Annotated in this window: 12 protein-coding genes; 3 read left to right on the top strand and 9 right to left on the bottom strand. The window is 75.9% G+C overall.

The window, feature by feature from the left end:
* Window positions 1-20: 20 nt before the first annotated feature.
* From ACPC54_RS28975 to ACPC54_RS28940, 8 genes are all read right to left on the bottom strand, one after another.
* A complete protein-coding gene (locus ACPC54_RS28975) occupies window positions 21-899 on the bottom strand; it encodes a hypothetical protein (RefSeq protein ID WP_498968974.1) in 879 nt (292 codons plus the stop codon).
* A complete protein-coding gene (locus ACPC54_RS28970; RefSeq protein WP_498968973.1) occupies window positions 896-1855 on the bottom strand; it encodes a type II secretion system F family protein in 960 nt (319 codons plus the stop codon). Before ACPC54_RS28970 ends, ACPC54_RS28975 begins: the two co-directional genes overlap by 4 nt.
* Window positions 1855-3531 carry a TadA family conjugal transfer-associated ATPase gene (locus tag ACPC54_RS28965; RefSeq protein WP_498968972.1) on the bottom strand — a complete coding sequence of 559 codons (1677 nt, stop codon included), beginning with the start codon at window positions 3529-3531 and terminating at the stop codon, window positions 1855-1857. Before ACPC54_RS28965 ends, ACPC54_RS28970 begins: the two co-directional genes overlap by 1 nt.
* Window positions 3521-4882, bottom strand: coding sequence for a P-loop NTPase family protein (locus tag ACPC54_RS28960; RefSeq protein ID WP_498968971.1), 1362 nt, complete (start codon window positions 4880-4882; stop codon window positions 3521-3523). The genes ACPC54_RS28965 and ACPC54_RS28960 overlap by 11 nt, the downstream gene beginning before the upstream one ends.
* Entirely contained in the window at window positions 4882-5733 is an 852-nt protein-coding gene (locus ACPC54_RS28955) for an SAF domain-containing protein (RefSeq protein WP_498968970.1), read from the bottom strand. The genes ACPC54_RS28960 and ACPC54_RS28955 overlap by 1 nt, the downstream gene beginning before the upstream one ends.
* 208 nt (window positions 5734-5941) lie before the next feature.
* Window positions 5942-6760: a hypothetical protein gene (locus ACPC54_RS28950; protein ID WP_498968969.1), complete on the bottom strand. Its 819-nt coding sequence runs from the start codon at window positions 6758-6760 to the stop codon at window positions 5942-5944.
* Window positions 6761-6888: 128 nt separating this feature from the next.
* Complete coding sequence (locus tag ACPC54_RS28945) at window positions 6889-7512, bottom strand: hypothetical protein (protein ID WP_498968968.1); 624 nt, start codon at window positions 7510-7512, stop codon at window positions 6889-6891.
* A gap of 136 nt (window positions 7513-7648) precedes the next feature.
* Entirely contained in the window at window positions 7649-8542 is an 894-nt protein-coding gene (locus ACPC54_RS28940; RefSeq protein WP_498968966.1) for a hypothetical protein, read from the bottom strand.
* Window positions 8543-8746: 204 nt separating this feature from the next.
* Between ACPC54_RS28940 and ACPC54_RS28935 the strand changes: the two genes are divergently transcribed.
* The 3 genes from ACPC54_RS28935 (at window position 8747) to ACPC54_RS28925 (ending at window position 11355) form a co-directional block, all read left to right on the top strand.
* Entirely contained in the window at window positions 8747-9259 is a 513-nt protein-coding gene (locus tag ACPC54_RS28935; RefSeq protein WP_498968965.1) for a pyridoxamine 5'-phosphate oxidase family protein, read from the top strand.
* A 76-nt stretch (window positions 9260-9335) separates the two neighbouring features.
* A complete protein-coding gene (locus ACPC54_RS28930) occupies window positions 9336-9788 on the top strand; it encodes a MaoC family dehydratase (protein WP_045701227.1) in 453 nt (150 codons plus the stop codon).
* Between the two features lie 352 nt (window positions 9789-10140).
* Window positions 10141-11355 carry an MBL fold metallo-hydrolase gene (locus ACPC54_RS28925; protein ID WP_498969034.1) on the top strand — a complete coding sequence of 405 codons (1215 nt, stop codon included), beginning with the start codon at window positions 10141-10143 and terminating at the stop codon, window positions 11353-11355.
* Between the two features lie 48 nt (window positions 11356-11403).
* On the opposite strand, the gene ACPC54_RS28920 is transcribed toward ACPC54_RS28925, so the two are convergent.
* Window positions 11404-12375, bottom strand: a complete 972-nt coding sequence (locus tag ACPC54_RS28920; RefSeq protein WP_498968962.1) for a DUF389 domain-containing protein — start codon at window positions 12373-12375, stop codon at window positions 11404-11406.
* Between the last annotated feature and the right edge of the window lie 48 nt (window positions 12376-12423).

Raw genomic sequence — 12423 nt, 5'->3', positions numbered from 1 at the left:
CAACCTGGGGCCACTCGGCCTCAGTTGAGGATCTGGTGGATCGCGGGGAAGACGATCAGGACGGTCATCAGCAGGGTCAGCGCGGCCCCGGGGGCGACCATCCGCTCGCTGTCGGCGTTGGCCCGGGCCAGGTCCTCGGCGAGGAGTTCTCCGCGCAGGCCCTTGGCGCGGGCCCGCAGGGTGTCGTACACGGCGGCGCCGTCGTTGCCGGACAGCCGCATGATGTCGGCCGTGTCCTGCAGCGGGGCGAGCCCCAACTCCTCGGCCAGCGCGTCGAGTCCGGCCCACGGCGGGAGCCGGTCGGTGGCGGCCCGCTCCAGCGCGTCGCGGATCCGCCGGAACACCGCGCCCTGCCCGACCGAGGCCGCGCGGCGCAGCGCCTCGGCCGGGCCGCAGTCGGCGGCCCGTTCCATCGCGACGAGTTCGAGGTAGGCGGCGATGCCGTGCAGGTACTCGGTGCGCGCCTCCTTGGCCTCGCCGCGCACGATGGCGTCCGGGACGAACCAGAGCAGGCCGGCCAGCAGCGGACCGGCGACCAGCGGCAGCGCGAACGGCAGGCCGAGGCCGACCAGGACGGCCATCGCGCCGAGGTAGGCGGGCAGCACCAGGCCGATCGCGGCGAACAGCAGCTTGTGCACCATGAAGCGGGCCGGGCTGCGGCCGATCAGGGCGAGTTCGCGGCGCGGGATGGACAGCCCGCGCACCTGCAGGGTGCGTTCGCCGATCCGGTCGTACCAGCCCGGCCGATGGTCCGGGTCCTCCGGGCCGTCGGCGGGGGCGCGGTGCAGCCGGTCCAGCGCCTGGTGCAGGTCCGGTGGCGCGGGCCGCAGTTCGGCGATCAGCAGGGCGAGGCCGCCGGCCGCGGCGGCGCCGGCCAGCACGGACCAGGGGGAGATCACCGGGCCTCCAGGGGCGGTTCGGCGGGCTCCGGACGGCTCGCGCCCACCCGGCGCCCGCCCTTGCTGCGCCGGTCGGGGGCGAGCAGCCGGGGCACCGGCGGGTGCGAGGCCAGCGCCCGCATCCAGGCGATGACGGCGACGAACAGCGCGGCGACGACGGCGAGCACGGCCTGGCCGAGGAAGGTGCCGTACGGGCGGGTGTACTCGGTGTTGAACGAGCCGGCCGTGACGACCAGCACGATGATGCCGACCAGCCAGCGGATGGTGGTGCGGTGCTTGGCCCGGTCGGCCTCGATGGCGCGGCGCTGGCGGACCTCCTCGCGCACCGAGTCGGCCATGTCGGCGAGGGTGCGGGCCAGGCCCGGGCCGCTGTCGCCGGCCCGCAGGACGAGGGCGGCGAGCACCTTGTCGGCGGTGGCGTCGGCCAGGCTGTCGGCGAAGGACCGCAGGGCCTCCTCGGGCCGCCAGCGGGCCTGCAGGCGGGCGGCGAGTTCGCCGATCTCGGCTTCCAGGGCGGCGGGGGCGGTGCGGCGGCTGGTGACGATGGCCTGGTTGAGGCCGACGCCGAGCAGCAGCACGTCGGCGATGCGCTGGGTCCACTCGGACAGCGCCTCCAGCCGCTCGATCCGGTGGGTGTCCGGTCTGGTGGTGTCGAACAGCCAGGGCAGGCCGAAGACGGCCAGCGGCACCAGCAGCGCGGTCAGCGGGATGCCGGTGAACAGCCAGGCCAGCGGGGCGCCGAGGAGCGCGAGCGGCAGCTGGACGCGGCGCAGCCGGACCATCCGCAGCGAGGCGGTGCCGGGGGCGCCGTACCAGAACACATGGGCGCGGCCGGCCAGCGGGTTCTCCCGGGGCGGTTCGCCGTCCGTGCCGGCCGGTTCGGAGCCGCGGGCCCAGGCGGCGAGCGCGACCAGGCCGGCCGCGACGGCCAGCCCGCACAGGGCGTACAGCAGCATCACCGCGCGCCACCGCCGATCCGCAGCTGCAGCGGGGCGGCCCAACTCCCGTACCGGGAGCCGAGCAGGGCGGCGTCGAAGCCGGCCCGGCGCAGGTCGTCCAGGCACTGCGGCGGGGTGTGCGGGACGGCTCTGGGCTCGCCGAGCTCCGGCCGGGGGCCGAAGACGGTGTTGAGCGCGGGCCGGCCGCTCTCGCCGAGGCCGGTGACCTCCAGGACGTGGGAGACGAAGCGGTGCCGGCGGCCGCCGACGGCGGTCTCGTCGACCATGGCGACGTGCACGATGAGGTCCAGGGCGTTGGCGGTGAGCCGGTAGGCGAGCGCGTCGGACATGTGCGATCCGTACTCCAGGCAGAGTTCGGCGATGCGGTCGACGACCATGTGCGGGCCGCGGGCGTGCAGGGTGCACATCGAGCCGCCCTCGCCGTTGGTCATGACGCGCAGCATCGGGACGACCTCGCCGGAGCGGACCTCGCCGACGATGATCCGGGACAGGGTCATCCGCAGCGCGGCGGGGATGAGGTCGCCGATCGTCAACTCGCCCGCCAGGCGGCCATCGACGCGTTCCCCGTTGCCCTCGCGGGCCTCCATCGGGACGACCTGGCGCAGGTGGCCGAGGGTGTGCAGCCAGAGTTCGAACTCCGACTCCAGGGTGCCGATCCGCTCGTCCGGCGGGATCTCGGCGGCCATCGCGCGCAGCAGGCTGGTCTTGCCGACGCCCTGGGTGCCGGTGATCATCACGTTCTTCCGGGCCCGGATCGCGGCGGCCAGGAAGGCGGCCAGGGTGCCGTCCAGGGTGCCGAGTTCGACCATCTCGGGCAGTGTCGCGGAGGCCACCCGGTGGCGCCGGATCGCCACGTACGGGCGGGGCGTGACCTCGGTGAGAGCCTGCAGGCGCATGCCGCCCTCCAGGCGCAGCGCGAGGGTCGGGCTGGCGGTGGACAGGCCGCGTTCGCCGCCGCCGTGCTGGCGGGCCAGGTCCTGGAGGAGTTCGACGAGTTCGGCGTCGCTGTCGGCCACCGGCGGGACCTGGCGCAGGGGTTGGTGCACCCTGGAGACCCAGACGTCGTCGCAGCCGTTGATCAGGATGTTCTCGATCTCCGGGTCGTCCAGGTAGGGCTGGAGCCGGCCGGCCCGGAAGAGCAGGTCGAAGACGGCCTCGGCGAGGGCGCGGTCCTGCTCGCGGGTGGGCGGGATGCCGTGGGTCTGCGCGTAGGCGTCGGACCACCGGGCGACGGCCTCCTCGATCAGCGCCCGGCCGCGCTGGCGGCGGGTGGCCCGGTCCGGCTCGGAGCCGGAGGAGGCGGTCAACCGGCTGATCTGCTGGTGCAGTTCGGCCGCGACCTGGCGCTTGAGCTCGCGCGCGACCTGCGGGTCGACGGCCGGCCGGGTGGCGGCGCCGCGCAGGTCGAGCGAGGGCAGCTGGGAGGGAACGGCGGTGGGACCTGCGGTGGGACCGGCCGGGCCGCCGCCCTGCTGCGGGGCGGCGGGCTGCGGCGCCACCGGGCCGGGGCGGTAAGGCTGTTGGGGGTACTGCGGGTACTGGGCGGGCTGGGGCTGCTGGGGCTGCTGGGGTTGCTGGGGTTGCTGGGGCGCCTGCCCGGCGGGGGCGGGTGCGACCCAGGGCAGGGCGGCCGGGTCGGCCGCCGGGTGCTGGTGCAGGGGGCTACCGCGCACGGAGCACCTCCCCGGGGTTGTGCGGGTACCGGCCGCCGTTCGCTGCTTCCCGACCATCCGTCATCTCCGGTTGCCGGAGCCGGCACTGCTCGTCCGGGCCGGGCCGGTCGGCGTGGTCGGCCGGCCGCCACCCGTACCCGGGCTGCTGCGGCTGGACGTGCGCGGGGAACGGCGCCGGGAACGGCGCCGGTGCGGCCGGTTGCGGCGCCAGCCCGGCGAGCGGCGCCACCGGCCCGGTGGTGATCACCGGCGGGACGGCCTGCGGCGGGGCGTACGAGGGCTGCTCCGCCGGGTCGACGGGGCCGTACGGGCCCGGCACGCCGTACGGGGGCGTGCCGTTGTACGGGGGCGTGCGGTTGTACGGCGGTGTGCCGTTGTACGGGGCCGCCGGGCCGGGCACGGGCACGGACGGCGGGACCGGGCCGGGCACGGGGACGGACGGCGGGACCGGCGTCGGCGTCGGCGTCGGCTGCGCGGCCGCGGGCCCCGGCGGAACGTGCCCGGCCGGAACCGGCCCCACCGGAACCGGCGCCGCCCCCGCCGCGGGCAGCGACGCCGCGCCCGGCGCGAGCCGCTGCCGCCGCCGGCGCACCAGCAGCTGCACCTGGTCGGCCGCCGAGCGCGCGGTGCGCATCAGCTCCGAGCGGACGAACCGCCGGTCCGTGGTGTCGCCGCCGTCCGAGAGCACCCGCGCGGTGCGGGCGGCGTGCGGCAGCAGCCCGAGCACCGGCAGCCCGAGCTCCCGCGACACCTCCGCCGCCGGGTACGGCCCTTCGCCGACCGGCAGCAGGGCGAGCGCGTCGGCCCCGGTGCCGCCGGCGGCCAGGTCCTCGGCGAGCGCGGCGAGCCGGGGGCGGGCCGCGCTGAGCCCGCGCAGCGTGGTGCGCACGACGGCCGCCACCACGTCGGCCCGGCGGGCGAGCACGGCGCTGGGGCCGGTGGCGCCGGAGCGGCCGAGGTCGACGATGACGTCGTAGCCCTGCTGTTCGAGGCCGTGCAGCAGTTCGGCGAGCGGTTCCCAGGTGTAGGCGAGGCCGGGGGCCTGGGCGGGGTCGGTCAGGCCGGGCAGCAGCAGCCGGTCCGCGTCGCCTTCGGGCGAGAGGTCGATCAGTTGCTCCCAGATGGTCTGGGCGAGCAGGCCGCGCCGGTCGGCGACGGCGAGGTTGCGCAGCCCGTAGACGGCCTCGACCCGGCCCTCCAGGGCGCCGGCGAGCACGGCGCCGCCGTCCGGGTCGGCCTCGACCAGGAGGACGCGCCGGCCGGGCTGGAGGGGCCAGGCGAGCAGCAGGGCCAGGGCGGTCGTGGTCGCGCCGGGGGCGCCGGGGCCGCCGACCACCGCGATCACCGCCATCAGGCGCCACCCGTCCCGGCCGGGGGCGCGCTGCCGGTGCCGGCGGGCGCGGCACCGCCGCCGGGCGCACCGGCCGGTGCGCCGGTCGACGCCCCGGTCGACGCCCCGGTGGGCGCGCCGGACGCCGCCGGGGCCCCGGCGGCCGGGCTCGCGGCACCGCCGCCGGGCGCCGGGGTGGCGGCGCCGGCCGCGGCGCGCGGGGCGAGCAGCACCTGGATCCGTCCGCTCTGCACCCACTGGGCGAGCCGGGGCCCGTCCGCCGCGCCCACCGCGACGTCGACGACCTGGCTGCCGTCGGTGTCCACCCGGCCCACGGTGATGACGGTCGCGGGCAGCGAGTCGGCCCGGCCGTTGTCGGGGGTGTTGACGACGATGATCTGCATCCCGGCCTGGAGCCGGCCGGCGGGCAGCTGGGTGCGCTTGGCGGACACCCCGACCACGACCTGCCCGGGCTGCACGGTGAGCGCCTGGGCGACGTCGGCGCCGGTGAGCATGGCGCCGCGCTTGAGGTCGGTGGCCGCGCGCAGGCCGACCACCCGGCCGCGGTCCTGGGCGGACAGCGGCTTCAGCGCCGGGTCCCCGGCGATCCGGGCGGTGACCAGGTCGTCCTCGGTGATCACCTGCCCCCAGGGGACGTCCCGGGCGAGCGCCAGCACCGCGACCCGCTGGCCGGTGCTGTTGTAGAGGGCCGCGCCGCCGAGCCCGCCGGCGGCGATCAGCGCGACGGCCATGGCGAGCACCGCCGGGCGGCGGCGCCGGGCCCCCATGGCCCGGCCGGGGGTGTGCGGCGCGGCCCGTCCGCGGCGCCTGCCGTCGCCGTCGCCCTGCTGGTCCGCAACCGCCACGGACACCGCGGCGCCCGCGGCTGTGCCGGCCCCCGGCGTCGGATACGTACGGTTGTCCACCGGGTTCCGCCCTTCCCTCGTCCCTCGTCGTGCCTCGTCGTGCCTCGTCGTCGTCCCGGACCGCCGTCCGGCGCCGGACGGTCCGCCCCCGCGCGTCCCCGCCCCTCACCACCCTCGCCCGTACGCCCTTGCCCGTACGCCCTTGCCCGTACGGTCAGTTGAGGACCTGCACCTCGGCCACCTTGAGCGTGGTGGCCTGGCCGACCCGGACCAGGCCGGGGATGGTGAAGGTCTTGTTCACCGAGCCGGTGATGACCACGTCGGCCGCGTAGACCGCCTTCACCGTCACCGTGAACACGCCGTCCTTCCTGCTGCCCGAGCCGGTGGTGAACTCGGTGCCGCAGTCGGGGGACTTGGCCGCGCCGTAGGACGCCTCGTACGGCGTTCCGGCCGTGCCGCAGACGACCTTCCGGCCTTCGAGGTCCCATTCGACGCGCTCCAGCCGGGAGGTGACGGTGACCTTGGCGCCCGACACCCCCAGGGGGTCCGACTTCGGCGGGGTCGCGTTCTTCGCCCAGAGCCAGACCGGGCTGTTCACCACGGCCGTGCCCTGCGGCGCGATGCCGACCTGCGGCACCGGGTAGACGATCTCGTGGTAGACCAGCTGCCGGGCGGCGTCCTCCGGGGAGATCAGCTTCTGCGGGTCCTTGCCGTTCTCCACGAAGACGAACTCGGTGCCGCCCAGCCCGCCGTCCGTCTGCGGGCAGACCTTCGAGTAGATCACGCCCTCGGAGGGCTTGTGCCCCGCCCACGCCTTGTCGCCCTCGGGCAGCGGCTTGTCCAGCGTGTTGAAGTAGCACCCCTCGCTGTTGTTGAACCAGCCCAGCTGCGGGTCGTGGCAGGCCCAGACGTGGTCGTGGAACCCGCACACCGGCGGGCCCTCCGATCCCCCGCCCCCGCCGCCACCGCCGCCACCGGGCTGCGCGGAGCCGGGAGTGGTCTTCGTGCCGCTGTCGGCGTGTTCGCAGATCACGCTCGGAAAGCATTGTTCGGCTCCGGCCGACGGCGGTTCGTCCGCCATCGCCGGCACGGTCTGGGACAACAGCAATCCGGCGGACAGCGATGCGGCCACCGCGAATCGCCGGCCCGCTTCACCCGCGTTCAGCATGTCCGGCCCACCTCCCGCTTGAAGTCGTAGATCAGCCAATGCGCCTGGAAGTTGCGCAGGGACGCGGTGGCGACGTACCGGTTCAGCGATCCGGCCGGTTCGCGCGCGGCCCGGGTCACGGCATCGACGCGGTGCCAGCCCGAAACGTCGACGCAGTCCTCGATCACGACGGTCTGCGGATCGGCTTTCAGGTCGACGGCCTTGACCACGGGGGAATTGCGCGGCTCGCCGGTCATCACCAGTTTGGCGTCACGCAGTTGCCGCAGCCCTGCCACCGTGTCGGACAGTGCGCGCCCGGAGGAGTACGCCTCCAGGGTGATGCCGTCCGAATCGGTGCGTCCGAAAGCCTCCGCCTGGGCCCGCCACCAGTCCTGATAGGTGCTCAGCGCGGAACGGCCGGCGGCGCCTTCCGGCCCGTCGGTCGGCGCGTTCGAGCCGTTTGCCGAACCACTCGAAGGAGTTACCGGGTTCACTCCCGCAACCGTGGGCACGGCAGTCCCGAGACGATCGGCGGAACCCGCGGAACCATCGCTCGCACACCCGCCGAGCAGCAACACCAGAACCGCCCCACCGACCCCAACCGCCCCAGGGCGCAACACATTTCCGCGCTGCCGCATCGACCCACCTCGTCGCGACCGAACGATCCGTGATCCACGGCCGCCAGAAGAATTCCGTCGCCCTGCCGGTGTTTCCGCCGGGGATCGATTCTTCGCCAACCCACCCCATCACGGCAACACCTCAGGCCCCCTGACCTTACGCGGGAGGCGGTTCCGTCGGGGCACTTTCCCGCCACAGGACGGCCAACAGTTCTTCGGAAAGCGACAATCCGGCCAATGCGCCCCGAACAGCGGCCCGATTGCGCATCAACAGGCGCCCGCCCGGCGGCGGAACGAGCAGGCGCGCGCCGGGCGCGGCGGCCGGTACGCCCCGGGCGGACGCGGCCGGGGCGCCGGCCCCGCCGCGAGCCGGATCGCCGCCGTCGAGCAGCGCGGCGACGGCCGGCTGGAGGTCCGGCACGGAGACGGCGGCGGGGGCTCCCGGGACGCCGCCGCGCAGCACGGTGGCGAGGGCGTGACCGAACGATCCCTCACCGCCCGGCAGGACGGCGTCCCGGCCGCGTCTGCCCGGGGCGTACCGGCCGACCCGGCCCCACAGCGGGACACGCGGGTAGCTGAGCAGTTCGCCCGCGCCGTCCTCGCCACCACCGCGTTCGAGCGCCGTCCAGGTGTCCCGGTCGGCGACGGCGTCGACCAGCAGCAGCGCCTCCTCGTGGTCGCCGTGGACCATCGCGCTGACCACCCAGTCCCAGGCCAGGCCGCGCCGGTAGGCGTTGTCGGGGGTGCTGCCCGCGGTGACCAGGGCGAGCCGGCGACCGCGCGGATCGGCCGCCAACTGGCCGACCAGGCACACCAGCAGCCAGCGGCCCGGGTTCTGCGCCGCCTCCCGCACGGCGGTGAGCATCGCGTTGGCGTCCGCGTCCGGGGGCACCACGGCGAGCCGGCAGCCGGCCGCGCCGGTGTCGAAGAACATCCCGGGCAGCACCTCGGCCAGCAGCCGCGCGCCGTGCGCCGCCCGCGCCGAGCCGCCGAAGGCCCGGTCGGGCCCGCCGTCCGCCCCGATCACCACCAGGTCGACCCCGCCCGCCATCCGTCCGCCCCCTCCCGTGCCGGCCCCGGGCGCTCCCGGGGCCGCCGCCCACCGCGCCCCGCCGCCGTCCACCGGCCGGGCGCGCGACCTTGCGCCGCCGGGCAGGCTACCGCCCCGGACGGCCGCCGGCGGGGCTCTCGACCCGTCCGCTCAGGGACCATGGGCCCTATCGACGCGCGCGCCGACCGGAGGACGATCGGACGCATGGAGCGTGAGGACCGTGTGGAGACCCTGGGCGAGGCCGAGTGCCTGCGGCTGCTCAGCACCGTGCCCGTGGGGCGCGTGGTGTACACCGAGCACGCGCTGCCGGCCGTGCTCCCGGTCTCGTTCGAGGTGCTGGACGGCCTGCTGGTGCTCGCCGTCCGCCGGGGCAGCGCGACGGCGCGCGGGCTGGACGGCACGGTGGTGGCCTTCCAGGCCGACCTGCTGGACCCGGTGACCCGCACCGGCTGGAGCGTGCTGGTGCACGGGCGGGCCGACGTGCTGCGCGACCCCGCGACGGTACGGCGGGTGCTGCGCTCGGGGCTGCGGCCGTGGGTGGGCGATCCGGAGCCGCTGTTCGTCGGGCTGGTGCCGGAACTGGTCAGCGGCCGGCGGCTGTTCCCGACCGGGCGCGGGCGGAGCGCCACCTGGTCGGCGGCCGGCGGCGGCCCGGGCCTGGTCGGCGGCCGCCCCGGACTCGCCCGGGGCCGCCCCGGATTCGCGGACCGCTCCTGACAGATACCAACGGGTAGGCATACGCTTCCGGCGTTCCGGCCCCGCCTCGGGGCCCGTCCCCTTCCAGGAGCGCACCGTGACGAGCTTCGCCTCCCTCGCCGAGCTGACCGCCGCCGTCGGCACCGAACTGGGCACCAGCGAGTGGCACACGATCGAGCAGCGGCAGATCGACCTGTTCGCCGAGGCCACCGGGGACCACCAGTGGATCCACGTAGACCCGGAGCGGGCGAAGGAGAGCACCTTCGGCTCGACCATCGCCCACGGCTACCTGACGCAGTCGATGATCCCGGTGCTGGCGAAGGAGTGCTACAGCGTCGAGGGCGTGCGGATGGCGCTGAACTACGGCTCGGAGAAGGTGCGCTTCCCGGCGCCGGTGCCGGTGGGCACGGCGATCCGGGCGCGGGCCGAACTGGTCTCGGCCACCGAGGTGCCGGGCGGCGTGCAGGCGGTGGTGCGGTTCACGATCACCAGCGAGGCGAGCGCCAAGCCGCACTGCGTCGCGGAGACGATCACCCGCTTCTACGCCTGACCGGGTCGGGGGGAGCGGCCGGGGGGAGCGGCCGGGGGGAGCGGCCGGCAGGCCCGGTCGGCCCCCGGGCCGGCAGGCAGGCCCGGTCGGCCCCCGGGTACGCCGTTCGGCCCGCGACCGGCTCCTCACCGGGTCCGAACGGCCCACGGCGAGTAACCTCCGACGAGATGGTTGTCGCACCGCAGCAGGCCCTCCGGCCCCTGCGGTACGCGCCCCGGCATGCCCGGTAGCCGTGACCGTCCTTGGAGGAGCCGTGCCCCGCCCCGCCCCGTGGTTCTCCCGCCTCGCCGGTCTGTCCGCCCAGCTCGCCCCGCCGTCCACCGGCCCCGCCGCCGACCGCGCCGTACCGGGCCTGGCCGGGCTGCCCCGCGCGGCCTGGCACCGCGTCCGGACCGAGGCCTTCGGGGCCGAGCCCCGGGGCGAACGGCTGGCCCGCATCCGCCACTCGCCGCAGTACGCCGACGGCGCCTTCCGCAACCCGCTGCCCACCCGCCGCCTGGTCTACGAGCGCAGCCCGCTGGAGATCACCCGCGCCCAGCTCACCGGGGACAAGACCCGGCGCTTCCCGGCCGCCGCCGTGCCCGTGCACCGGCTGCTCCCGGCCGACCTCGCCGCACCCCCGGAGTCCGGGCTGCGGCTCAGCTGGCTCGGCCACGCCACCGTGCTCGCCGAGATCGGCGGGCGGCGCGTCCTGCTCGACCCGGTCTGGGGCGAGCGCTGCTCCCCGTTCTCCTGGACCGGGCCGAAGCGGCTGCACCCGGTGCCGCTGCCGCTGTCCGAACTCGGGCCGGTGGACGTCGTGGTGGTCTCCCACGACCACTACGACCACCTCGACATGGCGACCATCCGCGCGCTGATCGGCACCGACGCGGTGTTCGCCGTGCCGCTGGGCGTCGGGGCGCACCTGGAGCACTGGGGGGTGCCCGCCGGGCGGATCGTCGAACTGGACTGGTGGGAGTCGGCGGAGGTCGCCGGGCTCACCCTCACGGCCACCCCGGCCCGGCACTACTGCAGCCGCGGCCCGCGCACCAGCGCGCTGTTCCTGTGGGCGTCCTGGGCGGTGAGCGGCGGCGGGCACCGGATCTTCCACAGCGGCGACACCGGGTACTTCCCCGGGTTCACCGAGATCGGCCGCCGGCTGGGGCCGTTCGACGCGACGATGATGCAGGTCGGCGCGTACAGCGACTTCTGGCCCGAGGTGCACATGACGCCCGAGGAGGGCGTGCGGGCGCACCTCGACCTCGGCGGGCGGCTGTTGCTGCCGATCCACTGGTGCACCTTCAACCTGGCGCTGCACCCCTGGGAGGAGCCCGCCGAGCGCGTGGTCGCCGCCGCCCGGGCCCTCGGCGCGCGCCTCGCGACGCCCCGGCCCGGCAAGCCCTTCGAGCCCGCCGACCCGCCGCCCCCGCACCCGTGGTGGCGCGCCGTCGCGGCTGCCCGGTCCGACGCGGACGGTGCCGCACCGGTGGGTACGGCGGTGGACGCGGCGCCGGTCGCCGCGGCGCCGGTGGCCGGCGGCGAACAGCTGACGGAGTTCAGCGAACAGATTTCAAATTCTGTTCGCTGAAAGTTGTTCGCTGAAAGTTGTCATCTGTTATCTGTCAGCTGTTGTCCGTCAGCCGCCGGCCGGATCCGTCCGCTGCCCGCGGGAAGCCTTCCGCCACCGGCGGCGGAGCGCCGCCCAGGCCTCCTGCTGCACGAGCAGGGTCAGCACCCCGGCCAGGACGATGCCCAGCAGGTTGAGGAACAACTGCACGCTGGAGCCCCAGAACTGGTGGACCTGGCCGTAGCCCAGCGCGACGGCGGCGTTGGCGGCGGCCGGAACGGTGGTGACCGAGATCGCCACGCCGACCAGCGTCCCGGCTTTCGCCGAGGTCAGCGAGAGCAGGCCGGCGATGCCCGCCAGGAAGGCGACCACGAAGGAGGTCGCGTCGGGCTGCCAGATGAACGAGGTGTTCGGCCGGGCGGCGTCGAACTTCTGCTCGCTGAACAGCCCGAGGCCGTCCATCACCAGCGCGAACAGGACGGTCAGCGCCATCGCCACCGCGAAGCCCGTCACCAGCGCGTTCAGCGAGCGCAGCGCCGGGCGTGCCCGGCGCTGGACGAGGGCGACGCACAACCCGGCCAGCGGACCGAACTCCGGCCCGACCGCCATGGCGCCGACGACCAGGACGGCGCTGTCGAGGACGGCGCCGCAGGCGGCGAGCATGGTGGCCACGGTCAGGAAGGCCAGGAAGACGCCGGAGAGGGTGGACTCCTCGTGGGTGATCTCGGAGACCGCCTCCCACACCAGCGCGTCGGCCCCCTCCCCCGGTGCCGCCCGCTCGGCCGCGTCGGCGGCGGCGGACAGGGTGAGGTCGAGGCTGGAGACGTCGATCGCCCCGCGCTCGGGCAGCCCGGTGCCGCGCAGCGCCGCCAGCAGCTCGTCCAGCGACTCGCGGGCGACGTCGCACAGCACCACGTCCCCGGTGGGGCGCACCGCCGCGTCGGGGAGCAGGACGACGTGGGTCGCCCCGACCGAGTCGTCCAGGCAGCCGAGCACGGCGGCCCGCAGGTCGGGCGGGACGATCAGTCGCAGGTGCAGCACGGTCGCTCCGGTCGGCCCGAGGGGGGCAGTGAGGGGGGCAATCCGCCC

The organism is Kitasatospora sp. NPDC094028 (genome assembly GCF_049543595.1).
GTDB lineage: Bacteria > Actinomycetota > Actinomycetes > Streptomycetales > Streptomycetaceae > Kitasatospora.
The sequence above is the reverse complement of the archived record's forward strand: the minus strand, read 5'-3'. Positions and strand labels throughout refer to the sequence as shown.